Origin of the sequence: Acidisoma sp. S159 (assembly GCF_009766125.1) — a bacterium.
Lineage (GTDB): Bacteria > Pseudomonadota > Alphaproteobacteria > Acetobacterales > Acetobacteraceae > Acidisoma.
In genome coordinates, this window is record NZ_LMUG01000058.1 from 1 (window position 1) to 22,502 (window position 22,502).

General features: G+C 57.7%; 20 protein-coding genes and 2 pseudogenes. 13 read left to right on the forward strand and 9 right to left on the reverse strand.

The features are described from left to right. Together GSQ92_RS31755 and GSQ92_RS16720 are read left to right on the forward strand one after the other, a co-directional pair. A pseudogene (locus GSQ92_RS31755) lies at positions 1 to 169 on the forward strand (DDE-type integrase/transposase/recombinase); the annotation flags it as partial. A 443-nt stretch (positions 170 to 612) separates the two neighbouring features. Next, positions 613 to 960, forward strand: a complete 348-nt coding sequence (locus tag GSQ92_RS16720; RefSeq protein WP_159013752.1) for a hypothetical protein — start codon at positions 613 to 615, stop codon at positions 958 to 960. Positions 961 to 1,170: 210 nt separating this feature from the next. Here GSQ92_RS16720 and GSQ92_RS16725 read toward each other — a convergent pair whose 3' ends face one another. Continuing rightward, a complete protein-coding gene (locus GSQ92_RS16725; protein ID WP_159013753.1) occupies positions 1,171 to 1,836 on the reverse strand; it encodes a hypothetical protein in 666 nt (221 codons plus the stop codon). 227 nt (positions 1,837 to 2,063) lie between these two features. Here GSQ92_RS16725 and GSQ92_RS30305 point away from each other — a divergent pair, with 227 nt between their 5' ends. Continuing rightward, entirely contained in the window at positions 2,064 to 2,555 is a 492-nt protein-coding gene (locus GSQ92_RS30305) for a transposase (protein WP_216856859.1), read from the forward strand. Between the two features lie 1,130 nt (positions 2,556 to 3,685). Then, a complete protein-coding gene (locus GSQ92_RS16735) occupies positions 3,686 to 4,408 on the forward strand; it encodes a response regulator (protein WP_159013754.1) in 723 nt (240 codons plus the stop codon). A 1,850-nt stretch (positions 4,409 to 6,258) separates the two neighbouring features. Here GSQ92_RS16735 and GSQ92_RS16740 read toward each other — a convergent pair. Together GSQ92_RS16740 and GSQ92_RS16745 are read right to left on the reverse strand one after the other, a co-directional pair. Continuing rightward, a complete protein-coding gene (locus GSQ92_RS16740; RefSeq protein ID WP_254066635.1) occupies positions 6,259 to 6,864 on the reverse strand; it encodes an OBAP family protein in 606 nt (201 codons plus the stop codon). Between the two features lie 982 nt (positions 6,865 to 7,846). After that, on the reverse strand, positions 7,847 to 8,785 hold the full coding sequence (locus GSQ92_RS16745; protein ID WP_371418564.1) for an MBL fold metallo-hydrolase: 939 nt from the start codon (positions 8,783 to 8,785) through the stop codon (positions 7,847 to 7,849). Here GSQ92_RS16745 and GSQ92_RS16750 point away from each other — a divergent pair. Then, positions 8,672 to 9,801 (forward strand): IS3 family transposase gene (locus GSQ92_RS16750; protein ID WP_159013756.1). Its coding sequence is split into 2 segments (ribosomal slippage): positions 8,672 to 8,933 and positions 8,933 to 9,801, totalling 1,131 coding nucleotides; the frame shifts between segments, so codons are not numbered across the junction. The two genes, GSQ92_RS16745 and GSQ92_RS16750, sit on opposite strands and share 114 nt — an antisense overlap. 242 nt (positions 9,802 to 10,043) lie before the next feature. Here GSQ92_RS16750 and GSQ92_RS16755 read toward each other — a convergent pair. Further along, positions 10,044 to 11,317 (reverse strand): annotated as a pseudogene (locus tag GSQ92_RS16755) (FAD-dependent oxidoreductase). Between the two features lie 150 nt (positions 11,318 to 11,467). Between GSQ92_RS16755 and GSQ92_RS16760 the strand changes: the two are divergent. Genes GSQ92_RS16760 through GSQ92_RS16785 form a run of 6 tightly spaced genes read left to right on the forward strand, consistent with a single transcriptional unit; the run spans position 11,468 to position 14,632 of the window. Beyond that, complete coding sequence (locus GSQ92_RS16760; RefSeq protein WP_159013757.1) at positions 11,468 to 11,908, forward strand: TIGR01244 family sulfur transferase; 441 nt, start codon at positions 11,468 to 11,470, stop codon at positions 11,906 to 11,908. Beyond that, complete coding sequence (locus GSQ92_RS16765; RefSeq protein WP_159013758.1) at positions 11,905 to 12,588, forward strand: peroxiredoxin; 684 nt, start codon at positions 11,905 to 11,907, stop codon at positions 12,586 to 12,588. Before GSQ92_RS16760 ends, GSQ92_RS16765 begins: the two co-directional genes overlap by 4 nt. Further along, positions 12,585 to 12,956 (forward strand): helix-turn-helix transcriptional regulator, encoded by a 372-nt coding sequence (locus tag GSQ92_RS16770; protein WP_159013759.1) that lies wholly within the window; start codon positions 12,585 to 12,587, stop codon positions 12,954 to 12,956. Before GSQ92_RS16765 ends, GSQ92_RS16770 begins: the two co-directional genes overlap by 4 nt. Before the next feature lie 3 nt (positions 12,957 to 12,959). After that, positions 12,960 to 13,391 carry a YeeE/YedE family protein gene (locus GSQ92_RS16775; RefSeq protein WP_159013760.1) on the forward strand — a complete coding sequence of 144 codons (432 nt, stop codon included), beginning with the start codon at positions 12,960 to 12,962 and terminating at the stop codon, positions 13,389 to 13,391. Then, positions 13,388 to 13,840 (forward strand): YeeE/YedE family protein, encoded by a 453-nt coding sequence (locus GSQ92_RS16780; RefSeq protein WP_159013761.1) that lies wholly within the window; start codon positions 13,388 to 13,390, stop codon positions 13,838 to 13,840. The genes GSQ92_RS16775 and GSQ92_RS16780 overlap by 4 nt, the downstream gene beginning before the upstream one ends. Positions 13,841 to 13,843: 3 nt before the next feature. After that, entirely contained in the window at positions 13,844 to 14,632 is a 789-nt protein-coding gene (locus GSQ92_RS16785; RefSeq protein WP_174247821.1) for a sulfite exporter TauE/SafE family protein, read from the forward strand. Positions 14,633 to 15,390: 758 nt separating this feature from the next. Here GSQ92_RS16785 and GSQ92_RS16790 read toward each other — a convergent pair. The 4 genes from GSQ92_RS16790 to GSQ92_RS16805 all read right to left on the reverse strand — a co-directional run bounded on the left by GSQ92_RS16790 (position 15,391) and on the right by GSQ92_RS16805 (position 18,914). Next, a complete protein-coding gene (locus GSQ92_RS16790; protein WP_159013762.1) occupies positions 15,391 to 15,876 on the reverse strand; it encodes a 2-oxo-4-hydroxy-4-carboxy-5-ureidoimidazoline decarboxylase in 486 nt (161 codons plus the stop codon). A 1,389-nt stretch (positions 15,877 to 17,265) separates the two neighbouring features. After that, positions 17,266 to 17,979 carry a PepSY domain-containing protein gene (locus GSQ92_RS16795; protein WP_159013763.1) on the reverse strand — a complete coding sequence of 238 codons (714 nt, stop codon included), beginning with the start codon at positions 17,977 to 17,979 and terminating at the stop codon, positions 17,266 to 17,268. Beyond that, entirely contained in the window at positions 17,976 to 18,152 is a 177-nt protein-coding gene (locus tag GSQ92_RS16800) for a DUF1328 domain-containing protein (protein WP_159013764.1), read from the reverse strand. The genes GSQ92_RS16795 and GSQ92_RS16800 overlap by 4 nt, the downstream gene beginning before the upstream one ends. A 75-nt stretch (positions 18,153 to 18,227) precedes the next feature. Then, the gene (locus GSQ92_RS16805; protein ID WP_216856860.1) at positions 18,228 to 18,914 is read right to left on the reverse strand and encodes a YfdX family protein; all 687 of its coding nucleotides are present in this window, start codon (positions 18,912 to 18,914) and stop codon (positions 18,228 to 18,230) included. Positions 18,915 to 19,309: 395 nt separating this feature from the next. Here GSQ92_RS16805 and GSQ92_RS16810 point away from each other — a divergent pair, with 395 nt between their 5' ends. Then, positions 19,310 to 21,256, forward strand: coding sequence for an ATP-binding protein (locus GSQ92_RS16810; protein ID WP_159013766.1), 1,947 nt, complete (start codon positions 19,310 to 19,312; stop codon positions 21,254 to 21,256). A 17-nt stretch (positions 21,257 to 21,273) separates the two neighbouring features. Then, positions 21,274 to 21,900: a response regulator transcription factor gene (locus tag GSQ92_RS16815; protein ID WP_256367112.1), complete on the forward strand. Its 627-nt coding sequence runs from the start codon at positions 21,274 to 21,276 to the stop codon at positions 21,898 to 21,900. 387 nt (positions 21,901 to 22,287) lie between these two features. Here GSQ92_RS16815 and GSQ92_RS30310 read toward each other — a convergent pair. After that, positions 22,288 to 22,502: hypothetical protein (locus GSQ92_RS30310; protein ID WP_216856862.1), on the reverse strand; the 215-nt coding region annotated here is incomplete at its 5' end.

Below are 22,502 nucleotides of genomic sequence, written 5' to 3' on the forward strand. Positions count from 1 at the left end.
AAGCTGAAGAGCTACGGTGTGGCCAAACGCGAAGTGCTGCCGGGCGTCGAGCATCGAGAGAGCCGCTACCTTAACAACAGGGCAGAGAACTCGCACCGGCCGACCCGGCAGCGAGAGCGGCAAATGCAGCGATTCAAGTCGACGCACCAGGCCCAGCGCTTCCTATCCGCTCACGCCTTCATCTCCGGGCACTTCCGCCCGCGGCGCCATCTCATGACTGCCAGCCGGTATCGTGCCATGCGTGAGAGAGCCTTGAAGAGTTGGACACAGGTGACGTGCGCCCGAACCGCCGGATGACCGCTCCCGCTGCCCACCGGCTAAGATGTTGCTCAACCCCCACCAGTTAACGTGACAATCCCGGAGTTGAGCACCCGGTTCGACGTAACAAAGAGTTACGTCCATGGCGCTTCGCGGGGCATGTTGGGGACAGGACCGAAATAGCCTGGGGCAGCGCCCACCGCCAGGTAGCGGCACGTTTTTGCGATCTGGCGTTTGCCCCGGAAAAGATCCCGTTGCCCTCTGGTTAAGCACCCGACGGCATCTGCGAGAGTGGCTATGGCAGAACCTCGACCGGCTCGGATATGAGACCGTTTGTTACAAAAGGGTCTCGCGATGGTGCTTGAATTCTCGACGCCCGCTGCGATTATTCGATCGACGCGACAGCGCGTTATAAAAGATATAACCTTTTTCTGGGAGCATCCGATGTCCAAGACGTGGAGCGCATTGGCTTTTTGTTTGGTGTTTGGAACGAGCAGCTATGCGCTAGCGCAATCTGCAACCTCCTCCTCCCAGCAGACTTCCACACCCTCCGTCACAAAATATCAGGCCAGATACGATGCCGGCGTTGCCGGCTACACTATGATCTCGCACCTTACGAAGGATAAAAGCGGAGACTGGATCGGTGCTGGATCCAAAGGACCATTCTTGGTGACGCCAAGCGGCAAAGTATTACCTCGTTAGTCGTTGGGAGATGGCGTCCGCTCCAACCCCATCATCCCTGACGCGAGATCTGCTGGAGGAAGCTTCTCTGTCAGCGGATGGGATCGACCAGCGCCGCAAACGATCTGACATTTCAGAGGAGACTATCATCCAAACATTAGCTGAACGAATGATCCATGGCTCTCGTTATCATTTGAGAAAGAGACTTAGCTTGGCTTTGGCCATTTCTTGTCAGGCGATGGCCGGCGCGGGCTCTCGGAATGCGACGTGCTCCATGATGCCGGCATCGAGAGCGCTACGGTATATGGCGGCAGCAAACCGCGGATCGTCGGCTAGTCGCTTTAGGTCGGTGTGATGCTGCAAAGCCATGTTGTCGATCAATATGTCCTCGACCAGTTCGGCATCGAGTGGCACGACAACACCACAGGTCATGGCGAAGGCCGCAGGCCAGCAAAGCCGGGCAGCAAACGTTAGTCCGGGTTCAGCGCTATCTGTCAGGGATTCATCGACTAGCCACGTCTCATTGTCGCGAAGCACATCCTTTACGACCAGCCCCGCGGTCTCATGATGGGATTCAATCCGCCAGAGAGAAAACTGAGCGTGACGAATGGCGTCCAGTGCGTTCGCCTCATCGGACCCGGGCGAAAGTGCCGTCGCTTTCGCGTACCGATCGATTGCCCGCGAGCGCCCCGGCTTTGCCGAATGAATAGCGAGGTCAAAGATCAGCGTCATCTCCTCTTCGCTGTCGGCGATGAGAGCTCGTCTATAGGCGAGGCCGAGATGCTTCGCCTGCTCCAGGAGGGTCGGCTCCGCGAGCCGTGCTAGAGCGGCGCTCTGATGGCGCGTGCTGATCTCGCGCAGGTGGCGATAGTGCTCCAGGATGTCTCTCTGCTGCATGACACTCTCCATGCGCTGTCCTTGGCGTGACCTCCGGGGAAGATACCATCTCCTGATCGAGTCGAACCGCTGAAACCCCCGATCCCGGCCAAAGTTGAATCGATTGTGATCGATTGCGGGATTCGCGCCGAGGTCGCCCTGGTCGAGTCTCTCCGAAGTGTCGATTCGGGGGTCTGATCGTGGGATCGAATTCAAGCGTGCCTGTGTCAGCCAGATTGACCCAATGGATGGCACCATTCCGCGATAGCTTCACCGCACCAACTTGGCAGCACGTGTTGGTGCTGGTCGCCGGTGCAATTTTAAGCCCGGGCCGCCGTACCGTCGCCGCTGCGCTGCGCGTCACTGGACAAGATCAGAAACCGACCTTTACCAACTACCACCGGGTGTTGAACCGGAACCGCTGGTGCAGTCGCTCTCTCGCTCGTTGTCTGTTGCGGCTGCTGATCTCCACCTTCGTGCCGAGTGGTCCCGTAGTCATCGGGCTCGATGACACACTTGAGCGGCGCTGGGGGGTCAAGATCAAGGCTCGCGGTATTTATCGCGATCCGGTGCGCTCCTCACACGGCCACTTCGTCCGAGCCAGTGGGCTGCGTTGGCTCTCTGTCATGCTTCTGCCCCACATTCCTTGGGCAGGGCGTATCTGGGCGCTGCCATTCCTCACCGTTCTGCGCCCTCCGAACGATATGCTCAACGGCACCAGCGGCGACACAAAAAGCTGACGGACTGGGGCAGGCAAAGCCTGCTGCAGGTGGCCAGATGGTTGCCCGAGCGCCAGATCATTGCCGTGGCCGATAGTAGTTACGCCGTCATCGATCTGCTCAATGCCGTGCGGCGGCACGTTTGTATGATTACCCGCCTGCGTCTTGATGCACGGCTCTTCAACCCTCCGGCTCGACGTCGTAGCGGCACCGTCGGCCGGCCCCGTGTGATCGGACAGCGTCAGCCGAGCTTAGCAGAGCGACTGGTCGACAGTCGACCCGCTGGCGCCGCTTCAAAGTCACTGGATGGTATGGTCATGGCGAACGTTTGCTTGAGGTCGTCTCTGGTACCGCCATCTGGCATCATCCTGGGCACCTCGTGGCGATCCGGTATGTCCTTGTCCGCGATTTAGCCGGGGAACTCCGGCCGCAGGCCTTCCTCTGCTCTGATCTTAACGCTGACGGTCGATATCCTCGGATGGTTCGTCCGTCGCTGGTCCATTGAAGTTACCTTCGCCGAGGTCCGGCGACATCTGGGGGTGGAAACTCAGCGCCAGTGGTCCGATCCCGCCATTGCCCGAACCACACCCGTTTTGCTTGGTTTGTTCTCTCTGATCACTTTATGGTCTCATAAACTGCATGCCGGCGCAGCGCCGACGCCGCGGGCCACAAGCTGGTACCGAAAGTCTCTCCCGACCTTCAGCGACGCGATCGCCGCCATCCGCCGGGACTTATGGAGCCACGGCAATTTCGAAATGTCCATCAGTCTACCAGACCTCATGGAAATTCCCGAGACAACAATCAACAGCTTGATCGCTACAGCATGCTACGCCGCATGAAATGGCCAAAACCAAGCTTAGACCATCTCGTTCGAGCTAAGTTGATGCGTAAGCCGATGTGGAACTGAATTCCCGCGGTGGCCATTTGGACGCCTATCTAAACTAGAGATTGGAGACCGCCTCGGATGTGGCGACTGGATATCCGGGGTCGCGGGCACAATTGTTGCGCTGCGAGACGTGGTGATCAAGCCCAGGGGACCACTCTGGAGGTGACCTAACTCTGCGTCAATCTGCCGATCGCTCCGTTGCAACAAAGTGCAACGGAGCGTCATTGGTTGTGCCCAAGTCATCATTGGCGGACTATAGTCCGGTATGGACGCATTTATTCACCTTCTCGTTATAGACAACGACGAAGAGATTCGAAATCTTATTAAGCGAGCTTTGGAAGATGAAGGATTTGCGGTTACCGTTGCGCGGGACGCACGCGAGGCGCGGCGCGCCTGGACAAGAGAAGCTTTCCGCCTCGTGGTGTTGGACCTTACGCTGCCAGGCGAAAGCGGCCTTGATCTTGCGCTCTGGCTTCGTGAGCAAGCAGATGTGCCTATCGTCATGTTGAACGCCGTAGGAGACGAGATAGATCGCGTCATCGGCATCGAACTTGGCGCGGACGATTACATAGCCAAGCCATTCAACTCTCGCGAGCTGATAGCGCGTATTCAAGCGATTCTGCGGAGGAAGGCGCAAAATCGGGCCGGTTTCTCTAGAGACCGCATATTGCGTCCCCGACGTTTCGAAGGATGGACTCTCGAACCTGCACGCCGGCGTCTCATTAACCGAGATGGCGTCGAGGTTCCACTGACGGTCAGCGAATACGATCTGCTCCTCGCACTACTTGATAGCGCTAACTGTGTTTTGACACGAAACGCGCTACTGGAACTTGTCCATGGTCGCCAGGCTGCCGCATTTGATCGTGCGATTGACGTCGCCATAGGTAGGCTGCGGCGGAAACTTGGCGACCAAAGACCCGGGGGACAAATGATCAGAACGATTCGTAGCGGAGGATATATGCTTGCAGCTCAAGTCGAACGCTTGTGATCTCCTCTTGTGCCGACGTAGTAAGATGACGCTGCCCTAATCTAACATAAGATGGTTATGTGCATCCCAGCGCGTCTGAGTGCGCTGCGCGGATTAGAAAATCCGCCGGCAACTTGTATCGCTACGGCTCCACACCAACCGGCAAAGTTACTGTTTAGCCAAAGCCCCTTGGCCGCTTATGCAAAGAACCTTGACCCGATACTGTGATGTGCTAGTAGCGCTTGCGAGCGTTTGATCTAAATGGGAAAAACCTTTGCTTGCCGCAATACAGTCTTTCAGATTGTCGTATGGAACGACAACTGATGAGGTGGCTCCGCCTCCTGCGGAGGACAATACCGTCATTAATACGAATAAATAATACATTCACTTGCTGAGCTCCGCTACGGTAGCCAATCATTTCCACCATGTTCGCCACCGAACTAAATGCCGATGCGCTCGACTCGCAGATTTGGTCATCCCGGGGCCCGACTATAGGGGAGCCTGTTCACGAGCAGTCGGGATCGAGGTCGTGTGCGCGCTTAAGCCATCACGCAAGCCTTTCCCTGTAGAAGAGGCGCGCGGTTCAGCTGTGTGGCTCGACGCTAACCCAGAAGCAGAAGCCCTCCATGAGACATCCCAGTGTATAGCAACATTTGCCGCGAATCCAACAAGAACAGCCGCCACCAAAGCGAGCCGAATGATCCGCTGACTGAGGCCACGGCCGGCGACCGTTCGACGTGTCAATTGGCCGCCACGCAAAGGCAGCAGTGTCATCATCCGTGACGCGATGAACGGGCCATTGCCGCCTTGTATCATGCTTGCGGCGGATGGCGTGCGCACTGGTAACAAGCGCACTAGCCGGGCAGCGATTTCTGTCGCTTGCGAGGCAGTCCAGCGGTTCGAAGCCGTATCGGCTAAGGTTCCGGCGAGGCTAACGACTGCATTCGCCTGCGACGGCATTGTCAAACGCTTCGCCTCTTGCCAAGCGTCCAAATCCCGCCGAGAGAGCATCGAGAGCACGGTAAGCGTCATGCCACTTGCTTCTATACAGACATCGGCAAACACAAAGTCAGTCAATGATCGGTCAAATTCGGAGCCACGACCATTTGACACGAGTGCCTCCTAAGGTATGCTCAACTATCTGGTGCGGACTTTTTAGAGTATAAGATAACATTTCATTAAGGGTTTGCAATATAAGGTACCGCCTGACCGTGGGCCATTTCGAGTTCGGGCTAAACAACGGGAGAAAAGGGAAGCTTGCGGCCGGTTGAACTTCTGAATTTGACAGGCGGCGGGGCAACATCTCGATGATTCTTAAATTAGCGACACAGACGATGATACGATGACAGCTCCTCCGCGCGCCAAAGTCTGCCGGCCGCTGGGTAAGCGAAGTTCAAGCCGCAGCGTCTCTCCCTATTGTAGAACGGCAGCAGCTTCAGACATTAGTGCCTGCAATGCTCCGAACGGGCCAAAGGTCCCCGCGCAAGGTTCAAACGAGCTTCAGCCGTGGCGAAATACACGGTTCAACCCATACGACGGGGGTACGAGCGGCATCTCGCAGGGCCGAGGCGCAAACGAGGGCGCGGCGAAGCGGAGCCCCGTGCTCCTGGCCGCGTGTTTTCTTACCGGTTGTGCTTCGACACCAGCTCCGCGGGGCAACACGAGATAGAGTAGCGTCGCATAATGCGGATCTGACTAATTCTTGGCCAACTATCGACTACGCCGGCGCCGCTTCGCGACCGCTATTCCTAGACGCCGCACCGGCTCGACACAGCCGGTATCAGCTGCTTCTAGGTGCCTTGCTGCTACTCTCGTTCCAAAAAGCCGCCGCGTACGCGGCACAACGCTCGGCGACTTGGATCGGAAGACTCTTACTCACTTCTAAGATTGCGAACAGGAACCTCCTGCAAGGTCAGTTGCATGGTCTTCCCACTCTGCCAAGCGTTGGCTCCGGCGGCGACCTTGGGCCAAGGGATATCGCCGCGGTCTTTTTTCAGGTCTGCTGTCGACACGTCAAAGCGGCGATCCCGATCCGCTAGCAGCGTCTGTCCAAGCTGTCCGACTTTCACGAAACCCATCATGAGTTGCGGTATACTCGACGGAAAGTTGGGGAACTTGTCGATATGCCATGTATGCCATGTCTTGCCATAGGTCGTCACAAGGCCCTCCGTGAATGCGTGCCCTGCCATTTCAGGAACTCCCGGCGCTATAAGTTCCCCAGATTTAACTTCGTAGTTGTGGCTGTGCCAGAGCCTCTTCTCATCGTCAGGTAAGGTCTTGAAAATTTGCTCGCTTACAATGTATTCGATCCCGATGAGCTTTGCATCCATTCGATCTGAGTCATATATGACACACTGGTGGAACTCATCCGTAAGATGAGTACAAAAGCGGTTTGCCTCGATCTGCCGCCCCATGTCGTCAGCATAGAAGTGAAAACCGTTCAAATACTCGCTCATGGCGTCGACTGGGCGCTTCATCTGAAGCGCATTTGGCCGCCGTGTCGAGCACAGCACCGTGTGTCGTCACCGGTCCTCCGGGGACCGGAGCTTCCGCTTTACTCTCCGCGAAGGCGACGCGACCAAACAATGCCGCAATCGGTGCCGCAATGGCTGTCGCTACGAGAGAACGGCTAACGCAGCGCCGACAAGTGAGATCATGAAGCAGTGGCATAGTGAAGTTCCTTGACTTCGCTTCTGTTTCGGGATAAGTGGCTATCGCTAGCTAAACTTCTACGCGTTACTCGACTTCAAAGAAACAACCGCCATCTGCGATGATGAGTAAGCGGACCGTGTGTTTGTCGCGACTTTTTCCATTGCCTCAATGGCAGTAATGTCCAGCTGCCTCCGGTTACGACCATAATTTGCCGGAACTCCCTGGGCGGTCGCATGGGCCGCTGTATAAGTGGTCAGGGGATCGAGCACCGCACTCCTAACAAGCATCTGATCCATCGATTCGTTGGCCTGACGGACTCTCGATCTTATAGTGAAAAATGAGGCAGGGACACCGTTTCAGGTAAGTCCATCTGTAAGTGCAGGTCTGATGAGAAGGTTCGCTCAAGGTTTTCTTCCAGCGCAACGTAGCTCACCCCCTCAAGCTCGGCGATTGATATCGGTGGAGTGGTCGAATGATTCCCCGGAGATCGTTCATCGTGATCGCGCCTGGATGTTAGGGACGCCGTAGCGCCAGCCGCAGTCGATTTTGGCGGGATCACCGGTGATGGACGCTTCAAGCGTTACTAACCGATGCGCCAATACCTAGGTTCTTCGATCTTATCTCCCCACTTATCCGCCTATCTTGGTAGAGCCACCAAGCTGCTCACGCCGTGGGCAGGAGGCTTCCCGGAAAAGTTCTGAACGGCCTTTAGCGATAGCGATGAGTGATGTTGACGCGAAGGATCGTGAGCTTTCTCTTTAGGGTAGACCTCAACAAAGAGCGTGATCGCTGCGATGATCGGTAACCTTACGACCATGCGGGACGGTCAAAGAGGTTGAGCGGTATCTTCAGGTAACGTTGCCCGTTCGCCTCTGGCTCAGGGAGCCGGCCACCTGCGATATTGACCTGCAACGACTGCAGGATGAGTTTGGGCATTGGCAGTCGCCTGTCGCGAGAGTTTCTCATTCTTACGAAGCTTGTCTCGTCCTGACCTCTAACATGCGGGTTGGAAGCTTTCTGCTCCGCCACGGTACTTTCCCAGAGTGGCTCGCGCCCTCCCGGTTGGTAGTCATGACCGGTGAATAGCCTCGTACTATCGGGAAAGTCGAGAATTCGGGAGATGCTGCGCCATAGTTGCTGGGCATCTCCGCCGGGAAAGTCTGCCCGGGCGGTTCCGCTATCTGGCATGAAAAGCGTGTCATGTATGAAGACTGCATCACCAATGCGGATGCTGATGGAGGCCATCGTGTGCCCTGGCGAGAACATCACTTCCGCCGTCATCCCACCGACTTTGAACTGTTCTCCTTCAACAAAGAGGTGGTCCCATTGCGTGCCGTCCGTCAAAAATTCGTCACCAAGGTGGTAGAAGGACTTCCAGAGCTCTTGTATCCGAACAACTTCAGCCCCGGTCGCGGTCGGCACGTTGAGGCAGCTGTTGAGGTCTCTTGCCGCGGAGAAGTGATCAGCGTGGGGATGAGTATCAATAATCCAATCCACCTTCAGTGCGTTTAGCTCGATGTGATTTAGAATCAAATCGGCTGACCAAGAGAGGTGGCTCGGGAAATCTGCACATCGGGTTAAGTGGATTGTTGGCCTGAATGTAGCCAGTATGGCTGCTGTCCAGGAGACGTGATGAGCAAGCGACCCCGCCGAAACCACAGCGCGGCCTTCAAAGCCAAAGTAGCATTGGCTGCTTTGAAGGGCGAGAAGACGCTCGCCGAGTTGGCGCAACAGTTCGACGTCCACCCGAACCAAATCACGGCGTGGCGAGCCCAACTTCTAGGGGGTGCAGCCGACGTTTTCGCAGGCGAAGCCCAATCTGCGGAGCCAGCGGTTGACCTGAAAGTGCTCCACGCAAAAATTGGAGAATTGACGCTCGCAAACGATTTTTTGGCCGGTGCGCTCGGGAAAGCCGGACTATTGCCGAGCGCAAAGCGATGATCGACCGTTCGCACCCGTTACCGCTTAGTCAGCAGGCGCGGGAACTAGGGATCAGCCGAGGCAGCGTTTACTATCTTCCTCGGCAAGTAGCGGCTGCCGACCTCACGATCATGCGGCGGATAGACGAGCTGCACATGGATTATCCGTTCGCTGGTAGCCGTATGCTGCGCGATCTTCTTGCTGGCGAGGGCGAGGTGATTGGTCGCCTGCATGTCGCGACACTGATGAAGAAGATGGCGATCGAGGCGATCTACCGGCGACCGAATACGTCGAAGCCTGCGCCAGGTCACAAGATCTACCCGTATTTGCTACGCAAACTGGCGGTAGCACGGCCGAACCAAGTTTGGGCGACCGATATCACGTACGTCCCCATGGCACGAGGCTTCGTCTATCTCGTCGCGATCGTCGACTGGTTCAGTCGGCGGGTGCTGAGCTGGCGCTTGTCGATCACGCTGGAAGCCGATTTCTGCATTGAGGCTCTGAAGGAAGCGCTATCACGCTTCGGACAGCCTGAGATTTTCAATTCTGACCAGGGAAGCCAATTCACAAGCTACGCCTTTACTAGCGTCCTGCTGCGAGAGCGGATCGCGATAAGCATGGATGGAAGAGCGGCCTGGCGCGACAACGTATTTGTCGAGCGTCTCTGGCGTTCGGTGAAATACGAAGAAGTCTATCTACGTGCTTACGGATCGGTCCCCGATGCTCGCGCCTCGATTAGCCACTACCTTACCTTCTACAACCGCGTACGCCCTCACTCCAGCCTTGGCCGCCGGACACCCGACCAGCTATACTTTACCCAGCCGCTTCTCGCTGCGGCATAATCAAGGGCAGGCGATCCACTTTGCGAGCCCGTGAGACTGTTCAGACGAACCGAGCCACTTCTAAGTTGCCGTCGCACCAGACTTCTCATCAAAGTCTAGAATAGGATCAATAATTACGCTGCGTCCTGTCTCTGCATCAGTCACGACATATTGGATGCTGAAGGTCCGTTTGTCGAAGAACCCAGTTACAAGTGGAACTCCGGTTAACTGACCCAAAGGTCGAGTTGGCAACGCCGTCTCGCTTATGCCGCGCCGGCAATGTGCCGCTCCTTGTGTTTGATATCGAATTCGCTGCCTCTCAACATAACGTGCCAATACAGGAAGGGAAGAAGTCGGGTTTTGAGGAACCAAGCGCTGCGGCGGGGCAGCTGGGGATCGAATGGAAAGCTCGGTGCAACTTTCCCACCGTAAATGAATTCAGCAAGGATGACCTTCCCGTAAGCGGTCGTCAGCGGGCAGGAGCCGTAGCCATCATACGCAGCAGAGGGCGTCCGACGGTCCGCGACTGCCAGCAGATTACGCACCACAACAGGGGCTTGCAGGCGTACGGCGGCGGCGGTCTTCGAATTCGCCGTGCCAGCCGCATCACCGAGAGCGAACACATTGCTCCAATGCGGATGCTGCAGTGTGGCCGCATCGACGGCAACCCAACCCGCCTCATTGGCGAGCGGGCTACGCTTGATAAAGTCGGGGGAGCTTTGAGGAGGCGTGACATGAATCATCTCAAATTTGCGCGTAATCCGAGACTTCGTCCCGGCGGGGCCTACTACGTCGAACGTCGCGGTCTTGGCCCCTCCATCAACCGCAACAAGGTTGTTCTTATAGCGGAGGTTGATGCCATAGTCATCGACGGCCGCCTGGAGGGGTGGCACGAAATACGGGACGCCAAAGAGCACGTCACCGGCAAGACAGAACTCGATGTTCAAAGAAGCCGCCTGCTTCCGCCGACGCCAGCGATCCGCCGCCAGATACATGATCTTCTGGGGGGCGCCAGCGCACTTGATGGGCATGGGAGGCTGCGTAAACAGTGCCGTTCCGCCACGGAAAGCGCGCAGGCATTCCCAAGTATATTCCGTCCCGACGCCGGAGTAGTTGCTGCAGACGCCGTTCCGCCCCAGGGTGTCCATTAAACCCTCGATTTTTCCCCAGTCGAGTTGCAGCCCTGGGCAGACGACGAGGAAGTTGTAGCCGAGGCGACGGCCACTCTCGAGCTGGACGACGTTCTCATCCGGGTGAAAATCGGCCGCCGCTTCCTGAATCCACGTGACCCCTTTGGGAATGAGCGCTTCTTCCCGTCGGAGTGTCTGCCGCAAGGTAAAGACGCCAGCACGACGAGTGTCCAACCGGGCTGATAAGCGTGGATCTCTGCCCGATCCACGATTGCGACGGACAAGCCCTTGCGATGGCGCTTTAACTCTGCCGCGACGGTAATTCCCGCCGCGCCTCCCCCGATGATGAGAACGTCGAAACGTCCGCCAACGATCGAGCCTCGTGTGGTCAACTTCGCATCCGGCATAATCGTGTCCATGGGTATGCGACTCCCTCGAAACGCGGCCGGTGTGGGAACACTATATCGTGTTCACCCGGGCGAACATCATACTTACGTAGATACACTTTAAATGGTAGTCTCACTACTAAACTATAAACACGTTATCGGGAGCTGATTGTGAAGATTCAGGACGTCGCCGCGGGGTTCACTGTCTCACCTCAATTGGGGCCGGCGGATTTCCCTGTTCTGGCGGCGCGCGGCATCCGCTTGGTCATCAACAATCGCCCAGATGGCGAGGCAGAAGGCCAGCTCCCCGCGAAGCAAGCAGCTCAGCTCGCTGAGGAGAACGGCATGGCCTATCGGCACATCCCGATTACCTTCGCCAGTCTTTCCGCGGACGATGTGAGCGCGTTCGCTGGAGCAGTCGCGGGCGCCGTTGGGCCCGTTCATGCTCATTGCCGGTCTGGTCAACGATCGGCCACGCTCTGGGCGCTTCATGCCGTTACCTCGGGAGACCTCCCCCGCGAGGAGGCGTCCGCTAAACTCCTGGCCCTGGGGTTTGACCCAAACCCCGCTCTGACATGGCTCGATCGGCAACCGAGTGCTCGAAACTCATGACCGGCGACAATCCCCCTCCTCGACACGGGCGTCCGCTTCTTCACGACACGGCGCCTGAATTCAAGGCCCGCACAACACTGGGCGACCGCCAACTTTCAGACTACCGCGGCAAGTGGCTCCTGCTCTTTTCTCATCCCGCCGATTTCACTCCAGTCTGCACAAGTGAGTTCGTGGCTTTTGCCGCGGCGTTTGAGCAGTTTCAGGCACGTAACTGCGAACTCCTTGCTCTCTCCGTCGATAGTCTGTTCTCCCATTTCGGGTGGATCCGCAGCATCCACGAGCAATTTGGGATCAAGATCCCCTTCCCCATCATCGAGGATCCATCGATGGCGATCGCCAAGGCTTATGGAATGGTTGCGCCGAACGCGCCCGACGCATCGATGGTTCGAGCGGCATTCGTTATCGATCCGGAAGGCATCATTCGCGCAATGAGCTGGTATCCCATGACAACGGGTCGCAATGTGGCCGAGTTGCTGCGTCTCATCGCAGCGCTTCAAACTTCGGATAGCCACGGTGTTTCAACGCCCGAGGCATGGCAGCCGGGTGACGATATCATACTGCCATTGGAGTTGACTGCGAACACCCCTTACGAACGCCATGGCCACGGCGCTGATTGGTATTTTCGAACAGGTCCGTTGCCGCCTGGGTCAAAGCCGGCGGCCCGGAAGGCAAAAACATGACCCGCGATCCCGTCGACATCAACTCGGCTGTCGCGGTTCTGCGCGTCATTGCCAACCCAGCAAGACTTCGTATCGTTCTCCAACTTCTCAATGGAGAGCAAGCCGTCAGCGAAATTGAAAGGACTCTCGAAATCAGACAGCCCACCCTCTCTCAACATTTGGGCGAACTCCGCGACAGTGGTCTGGTCGCGACGCGGCGAGAGTCTCGCGTCATTTTTTATAAGCTTGCGGGGTCTGATCAGGAGCGTCTGATCCACGCACTGACGGAAGGCTTCGGCGGGGTCGTTCCTGCAGTGCGGCCGATCCCTAAGCGTCATCATCGGTTTGCGGCCTTTCACGCGGCGACTTTCGCGGTCGTCGAGGAGTAGAGCATGCAGAGCGTTCCTCCATACTGGATGTCTCTTGTCGGAGGGATGTTGATCGGGACGTCCGCTAGCATTCTTCTTCTGAGCGCCGGCCGTATCGCCGGCGTCAGCGGCATAGCCGCACGCATGTTGACGAAGCCCGACAGCGAAACCGGGTGGCGGCTCGCCTTTTTGATTGGGCTAATAGTTGGTCCAGTCGCATTTACCCGGATCACCGGGCACGTCCCCGCTCTTCGCATCGCCGCGTCGCTGCCCGTGCTCGTGCTGGCAGGCCTACTTGTGGGATTCGGCACACGCCTTGGCTCGGGATGCACGAGTGGTCATGGCGTCGTGGGATTGGCGCGGCTCTCTCCCCGGTCGATGTCTGCCGTCGCCACGTTCCTGGCGATAGCAATGCTCACAGTGTTTCTCGTCAGGCACGGAGAGGGATTTCTATGAAGACGTTGTCGGCCGCTTGCGCCGGGCTCTTGTTCGGCCTTGGTCTAGCGATGTCAGGAATGCTCGATCCCGCACGTGTCTTGAGGTTCCTCGATGTTGATGGAACCTGGGATCCGCGACTCGCCTTCGTATTGGGCGGTGCCGTCACAGTCTCCGCTCTGGGCTATAGCCTGTCCTGTAAAATGAAACGTCCGCTTTTTGCGCAGAAGTTCGAGATCACGACCAACCGACGAATTGACCTCAAGCTACTAGGGGGCTCGGCATTATTCGGCCTTGGCTGGGGTCTCGCCGGTTTCTGCCCCGGGCCTGGCATCGCGGCGCTATCTATCAGCCTCGAGAAACCTTTCATATTCGTCACGGCGATGCTGGTGGGCATGTGGATGTATAAGCAATTGGAGGCATACGTCCCGCGTCGTCCTCGGCTCGTGCCCCGAGCGTTGGAACCATGAGCGATGGATATCCTTCCTATTGCGCTGGCAGTGTTGTCCGGATTGCTGGTCGGATTTACGCTCGGATTGATCGGTGGCGGCGGTTCAATCCTTGCGACCCCGCTTCTACTTTACGTTGTCGGGTTGCAGCCTCACGTAGCGATCGGTACTGGAGCACTAGCGGTATCCGCGAATGCCTTCGCTAACTTTGGCGGCCATGCACGCTCCGGGAATGTCCGTTGGCGAAGCGCAATCCTTTTCGCCGTCATCGGCGCTGCAGGTGCAGCTGCGGGCTCTGTTCTAGGTAAAACGTTCGATGGCAAGAAACTGTTGTTCCTCTTCGCCATCCTTATGATTGTAGTAGGGATCCTTATGCTTCGGCGCGGTCGTCAGAGCAGGACCAAAGCCGCCACATCTTCTGAGGTCGACCGTGACTATAACAAGCCTCTTCGTGTTGTGATCGCCGCTATTGCCGTCGGCATGTTGTCCGGATTTTTCGGCATTGGCGGCGGCTTTCTTATTGTGCCGGGACTTCTGCTCTCGACAGGCATGCCAATGATCTTCGCAGTCGGTTCGTCTCTCCTGGCTGTCGGCACGCTCGGACTAACGACATCGGTCAGCTACGCGCTCTCCGGGCTCGTCGACTGGTGGGTCGCGCTTGAATACATTGGTGGCGGTTTAGTTGGCGGCTGGCTGGGGATGACGCTCGCCGTCCATTTGGCAGCGCGCAAGGCGTTGCTGAATCAGGTCTTCGCTGGGTTCGTCTTCGTCGTTGCCGCCTATATGCTCTACCGCAATGCCTCAGCTCTCTGATGCGCGATCGACCATCCCGTGCGGAAGGTAATCTCGTGACCGCGGATGCGGCGTCGGGGCAGCCGCTTCTCGTTGTCCAGGAGGACGCCATTCTGCGCGTCGTCATCGATATGCCGAGGAGCGCGGTAGTGAACCTGCAGCCAGGATTGTAGGGGCGATTGCAGTTCCCGAACTTCCGGGCCGCCGGTTTGATAGTGTCAACATCCGGAACAGCCGTGGCCTTTTCCGCCGCGTCTCGGACGTCGCGTGCGCTGGTCTTCGACGCGCAGGAACCGGGTAGTAGGAGTGAAGCACGACCCGGCGTATTTTCGTCGCGTCTCGATCTATCGCGACTTCGGGACAACTGCGAGCTACACGGCGGAGGTTCGAAAGTCGATAGGGTCGCGATCATACCGCCAGCCGGCTTGCGGGATGGAGATCACGTTCGGATTGAGAGCCGAAGCAGACATTGAAGCTGGGACATGTCCATGCCAACCGGAGCGGGCGCGCATGCAATGCCACGGGTCACTGCAGTGCGATAGCGAGTCCGTTAAGCGGGCCTGTCGCCTGACGTTCGGCGGCCGGGTCGGCTGCTTCAATCCCTCCGGCCCGATCGTCAGGGCTTTCCTCAGCCCCCCGGCCCTAAAGGCGGCATCACCTTGCTCCCATGTGTGCAGGTGCGCAGCGGGTTGAACGACGCGCTTCCCTCGGAGCCGGTGCGGCGTGTCGGTTCCCCGACACGCGGTCGGCGGGCTCAATTGTTCTGCCGCAGAGAGCCACTACTCGGCATTTTGGCCGCCCGGCCCATCGCCTATGACTTGCGCAAGCCTGCGGCCGATGAGCTTGGCCACCTCCCCTAATGCCGTCTCAAGCTCAGCGGCATCATAGGATTGCATTCGATGCGAAAGAGCGGCCTCAACCGCGGATTTTTCGCATCGTCCTTTGACCGCAATGATGAACGGGTAGCCAAAGCGTTGCTGGTATGTCGCTCGCTGATGATCGAACGGCTCGCCTTCAGGCTGATCACCGCGCTCCGGAAAAGACATTAGGAGCGCTTTTTGATCCTCTTCCGGCGCGCTGTAAAAGGCTCTGGTCAACGTGCTCACCATTGAGCGAAGCGAACCATGGGGCCGTTCCACCGCAAGCCGTTGGGCGACCCAGCTACAGCCGCACGGGCCACTGAAGTTCGCGACGAATTCGGCTTTGCTCATCTCGTTGACTGCTGCCATCGGCAGGCGCCCGGAGCCGTCTTCTGGTGTTGTCATCTCGGACCTCATTGCCAGCCGCAAACTATTAAAGTTCCTACCATTTGGCGGCGGCTCGGTTGAGAGCCAATGGTAGGCGTACCGAAACGCCATTTTCCTTTCTAGCGCAATCAGCCGGCTGTAAGTGTCCGCCTGGATTGCCAATGGCGGCCATCCCGCTCCAGCGAAGTGCCCATCTCACCACTGCTTCCGTTGCATCAAGCTGCCGAGATATGGCGTTGCGTGTCGAATAGTTCAACGGACGAACGTTCGCGCACCGAGCTGAAGTGAGACTCGCGGCCGCCCTCTCATCCCTCGGAACGCGCTTACCCCGGTCCTTTGTCCTCGTCATCTTCGGCCTCGAGCCGCCTCTTCCGCCGCGCTCTGAAGGCGGCATTGCCCCGTTTCTTCACTTCGCGGCGACGCTCCGCTCGAGCAGCCTTGATCTCCGAGAGCTCTTCGGAAGTTGGACGGCGGCGTTGTCTGCCGGGCTCGGTTCAGCGTGCCCCAGCTTCCATAGGGGCGGTCGGCGTTTCATTCCCGTGATCACCGGGCAGACACCATTCTGCTCTCTCTATTCAATGCGAATGCCCGCCAAAACCAAGCGGGAATTGAGAAGCGGGTTGGTCGCCCAGCTCAACCGCCCGTACTGTAGCATCAGCAGAGAGGCGTTCCAGCGCTACCTCGTAAGGAACGTGCGGCGACCGCCCCAATGTGGTGCTCCGTTAGAAGCGGATCGTGAGCTGCCGTGGAACGGTTGAGTGTGGTCCTGAAGCGGTAAGAGACTGTAGCGGTTTTCTGCCGGAAACGGGCACAATCAGACCAAAGTCGTGGTGCGGCCTCGCCGCGCCTGAGAAACCCCCGGATTCCTTCTTTCCCCTTACGTCTCGTCACTGCAGCGCCGAGGCCTCCTGGTGCCATCGCAATACGCTTGCACCAATGGCCTCGTCAGAAGCCGGTTTCTGCATCGGCGAGAGCCCTCGCATTGGCCTCGATAAGGAGAATGAAGACGCTCATATCAGCTTTTTTCTGATCGCTTTCCAACGGAACGACTGTCTCTACCCAGTACTTGACCGACGCATCGCACTCCGGCCCATACTTCGGCTTGACCGTCGGGCTTGGCCGGGTGTTTGGCTGCCGTGCGCGCCTCCTCGTCCGTAGCACGCGAAACCGCCTTGCGATCTACAACATGTCCATCTGCGTTCACCACGTTTATACAGTATTTCGTCATAACACATTTCCTCGTCTAAGCGGCGGCAGACCCGTCGATAGATGTTTAAGAACCGGCAGGGCAGCATCAGCAACTACTCATGGAAGCGTGGCGGTTTCCGATCGATGCCATCTAGGCTATGCAAGCGCCATCCCTCGAGACCCTGTGAGCCGCTACCCGGTAGCGCTCGTGGCGGCGACCTATCCGATGGACGGTGGTGTTGAAAGTTGCCCGCTGTTAAGGTTAACAATCAAGACATGCACATCGTCCCCATAAACGCTCTGAATGTAGTATTGTGGGATCCCTCCAAGCTCCTCAACACCAACAGAGATGACGCGGCCGCCCACGGCCCTTTCCACCCTTTCTACGGCCTGCGAGATGTCGATTTTTGAGGAGCGAGCAGCGGCGACGTCCCGACGTGCCCCTTCGGTCAGGGCGGATAGCAAAACGTCACGTTTATGATTTACATTGAGCTTGCTCGTGATCGCATCATCGCGCACGTACCACAATTGATGGTTAGAGAAGACGATTGCTGAATAGTATCGACTCCGATCGTGAACGACAAACCCAATCTCAAGCACTGTGCCCCCGGCTGATCGTTCAATGCGTTTAGTTGCATTGATAATTGACATCCGTATGGACGCAAATTGACGAATTTCCAAAGTCCCTTCATCTGGTGCATTAAGGCCGATGTATCCCTCGGCCAAAGGTCTGGCTATGGCGAATGGACTGTAAAATGAAATGATAGCAACGATCACGCTGAGCGAGACGAGAATGGCTTTAATTCGAAGAGGGGACCCACTTTGTCCAGCGCTCTCTAGGTCATTTTCCGCGCCGACGCGATCCACCGCGTCTCGCTGCAATGATGAACAAGCAGCTGACACTTGCGCTATGTGATCGCCAACTAAGGTCACTGGAAGACACCTTGCACGGTAAATATCGCCAGAGCGGCGGAGACGAGGAACATCGCTGCAGCGGAAAAGAACATTACCCTGGCGGTTGTGGCGGCCGCAGAAGCGTAGCCCGAAAAGCCGACCAAACCCATCGCGAGAGAGATCACCAGAAACGTTAGTGTCCATCTGAGCATGGATGCTGCTCCACTGCCATCGCGACAACGTTGGACTGCGGCGGACGCGAGCTCTGGTCGCGCGCTGTTGAAGTTTTAATTTGTAGCTGAGGCCGGTTTGGAGGCCTGATCTGCGGAATCCGCTGACACCGTCTTGGTCTGGGGCACGCCGGCCACATTCTGCACATCAAGGCGAACATTATCCTGAACGTCTTTCAGAGCTTGGTTTGCCTGGAAATACTGACCAGCGTTTACGAGTGTCTCCGCTTTGTTAACGCCCGATATCGACCTATCTAATGGCGCGACTTCAACGTCAAACCTGACGTTGATAGCGGCAAGTTTCAGCGTATCGATGGCACGGGCGTGGTCCCCCGCTTTCAGCTGCGCATTCGCCTTTGCGATGGTCGCCGCTTTCATGGGGGTCGCGACATAGTCTTCGCCGAGAGTCATTGCGCTATCGATCGGAAGCCACTTCACCGCCGTCACATTGTGATGCGCGTCGTCCCCGGTCGATTGAGTGTTACTTGCGAGCGGCTTAGGAGCCCCCACCGCTTCTATATAGGTTGAAGCTTCCGCTTTTGCGCTACCGAGTGCCGCGGCTGCCGCGAGTATCTCGTTTTTTGCGATGCCTGTATTGCCATTGAAGATAGCGAGGCGGGCGAGACGTATATCGGCGAAAGCCTTGTGGCCATCGGCGGAGAATTTGCCGAAGTCCTGGTAAGCTGCTTGCTGCACGGGATCGGCTGGCTTTGGGCCAGGTTGCGCTGCCAAGGCTGGCGTCACTGAAGCCGCCGCCATGGCGGTCAGGGCGAAAATTGGACGATAAAGCATAGCGTTCACTCCTTTTCTTGACTGAAAGGCGCCATTGCCATGTCAGTCGGCTTCTCGGGGTGGCTCAAGGTGACTGCGGGTTTTCCGCTTCCTCAACATCGCTCTGCTCGCCTATGCTTGATAGTCAGGCGTCGCCGAACCTTTGTCAGTCAAATCCTGACACCGATCGTGCTTCGCGCTATGCGAGCATAGACTTGTCATCAAAGAAGGGAGACATGACGCGTGCGGCGCTTCGGCATTGCCACCCCATGAAAGCGACCAGAGCCGCTCGACCGGCGCTAGGGTGGGGTATCAATAATTGGTTCACAGGAGCGGGCCGGACCTGGGCGCTGCTGGCGACCGCGGCCATGTTGCCATTGCTTCTATTTGGCGGCCTGGCGGCATCGTTTTCCGCCGAGCATACCCGCGCCGCCACACGCGCTCTAGCGCGTGACAAGGCCGAGCAGGTCGCGGCGCGGATCTCGACCGAACTCGCAGCCCAGATTACCCTCGCGCAGGCTTTGGCAGTTTCCACCGCGCTCGATGATGGTGATTTCTCGACGTTCCGCGTCGAGACGGAGCGGCTCAAGGCGCTTCATCCGCTCTGGCGCGAGATCGATCTCTTGACGCCCGCAGGGGGTAAACCGCTGCACGTGGCAGCGGATGTGGCGCCCTCCCTGGGTGACCGCGAGAGCTTCCGACGTGCAGTACGCAGCCAACGACCCACCATTGGCGGCATGGCGTCAATCGGAGCTCCGTCATTAAACCCGGTGGTAGCCCTGAGGGTGCCGGTCATGCGTCAGGGTACACTTGATTACATACTATCGGTCGCCATGGCTCCCGACAGCATAGGCGTGATCCTGAACACGGCCGGGGCTCCCCGCAACTGGATAGGTGTAGTGGTCGATGCCTCAGGCCACATCCTGGCGCGGACACAGGCGGAGAAAGAACAGCTTGGACAATTGGCTTCGTTTACCCCCGAAGGCGCCGTCGCCCAACAATCAACAGACTTCCACACAGACCATACGATGGAGGGTTTGCGGGTCGAAACGGTGACCCGTATTTTACCAAACACTGGCGGCTGGACCGTGACCTTTGGCATCCCCGCGATCGCTCTCCAGGCGCCGGTACGACGAGCCCTTCTCGTCCTTGCAGCCTCGTGCTTTGCGAGTCTCCTGCTGTCTGCAGTCCTGGCGGCCTTGGTTACGTGGGATATGACCCAAAGGCGCATGGATGAACGCACTCGGGCCGAACGGGCGCTCCGGGTCAGCGAGGAACGTCGAGTGATGGCGATTGATGCGGCCCAGCTGGGAAATTGGCGATGGGACGTCGCGGCGGACCATTTCGACGGCTCGGAACGCTGCCGTGCCATGCTAGAGATGGAGCAATCAAGAGCTGCCGCGTCCGTGGAAGGTTGGCAGGCGGCCTTAGCAGCCGTCCACCCCGACGATCGCTCCGCCCTGGACGAGGCCGTCCAAAGATGCCTAACGGAGAGCGGCAACTTGTCTACAGAGTTTCGCATACGAAGTAAGGATGGGTCTCAACGATGGATCCGCGCAATCGGGCGCATACTGGACGGCGGGAATGAGCGGTCGCGGAGCCTTCAGGGCATTCTGGACGACATAACAGGCAGCAAGCGCGCAGAAACTGACCGCCGTGAGCTATTGCTCAGATTGACTTTGGCGCAGGAGGATGAGCGACGCCGCATATCTCGAGACCTGCATGATCAGGTTGGCCAAACGGTCACCGGTCTTTCGCTGGGCCTCAAAGCGCTAGAGCGACAGGGGGGTGGCTCGCTCACGAGTATTCGCGTGCTGCAAGAACTGACGGCCGCAATTAGTCGTGATATACATCGGGTGGCTACCGACCTTCGACCGTCTGTTCTAGACGACCTAGGATTGAGGCGAGCCTTGCAAGCCTTGGCTGCCAATATCACGGAGACATCCGACATTAGAATTGATGTGCAGTCGCGCGGCGAGGAGGGGCGCCTTTCCGCCGAAATCGAAATCGTGATCTTTCGAGCGGTTCAGGAGGCCCTGACCAACATCCTCAAGCACGCTGATGCGCGGGCCGTCAGCGTGCTGCTGGATTGCAGCACTGAACACCTGCGCGTCATCGTCGAAGATGATGGCGTTGGCTTCAGAGCAGATCCAAAAGCAGAGCGGGGTCATGGACGCCATCTTGGGCTCGCAGGCATGCGTGAGCGGCTGGCCTTGGTTGGGGGTGATCTGACAATTCAATCGGAAGATGGGATTGGCACTACGCTCTTTATTAAGGTGCCAAATCTTCGGCCGCAGCAGGAATTTCCTTCTTGACTAAGGTCAGGGTCGTTTTGGTAGATGATCACCCCGTCGTGCTGGCCGGGATCAAGTCTCTTCTGATGACCGTATCCGAGGTCGCTGTCGTGGGCGAATGCGCAACCGGACGTGAGGCGCTCCGCTTGATCTTGGATGCCGCACCTGATGTCGCAGTGATCGACATCTCACTGCCAGACATCAGCGGCATCGAGTTAGCCGGCCGTCTGGCTGAAGCTTGCCCCGCCGTGAGGCTACTGGCATTGTCCGTGCACGAGGATCGGGCATACGTCCAGCAGTTGCTGCAGGCCGGCGTCAGAGGATACCTGCTGAAACGATCGGCCGCGGAGGAGCTTGTTCGCGCCATACGCGCGATTTCCGCTGGCGATATGTATCTCGATCCCGCCGTCATCAGCAAAGCTGTGTCTGACTCGCATGCGGCTTCGAACGCTCCGGAAGAGGCTGGCAACCTGAGTCCACGGGAGCAGGATGTGCTTCGCCTAATCGCCCGAGGGTTTGCCAACAAAGAAATTGCGGCACGTCTGCAGATCAGCACCAAAACTGTGGAAACTTATAAGGCGCGGGCTGCGGAGAAGCTGAGCCTGCGCACCCGTGCCGACATCGTCAAATATGGTGCTGCTCAAGGCTGGCTTGAGACGTTCTGAGACGCCGTTGTTTTGTCACATGGACCTTGAGCTGACGCAATGTTTCTCTCGAACTCCATACGGCTGATGTGGCCGACGGTAGTGTTTCGCCATCACTGATACGACGACCCACGCATCGAAACACCCATCTGTCTATGTGGTTAATGAGAACAAATTCGTTCGCCAGGATGCAAGCCCAGCGGGCATTTCGAATCGAAGTGTTTCCAATTGTGATGGATTGCGCGGCTGAGGTAATGAGGACAACGCGAGCGAGGATCCGAAGACTCTTTAGTAACGGGCGGATTGCCTTGATTCGCCATTCTCAGCCGCCAGTCTGAGCTTCATCTGAGCAACTTTCATAAGCGCGTCGCCTTGTTGAGATTAATCCGATCAGGCGGTATCAGGGGGTCAATGAAGAAGCCTATCTTGCCAAACCCGCTGCGCTGCTGAAGCACGGCGGCGTTGCTCAACGAGCGCAATGACGTCGAGAAAAACATCCGCGCCTAGCCGCGCGGGGGTGGGGTCGAACATCGACACACTGAGCAGTCTAGGGTCAGGACTCATTCTTTGAGATAGAAGGTGACACTGGCTGCGATGCAGATGGCGGAGAAGAAGGTGTGTGC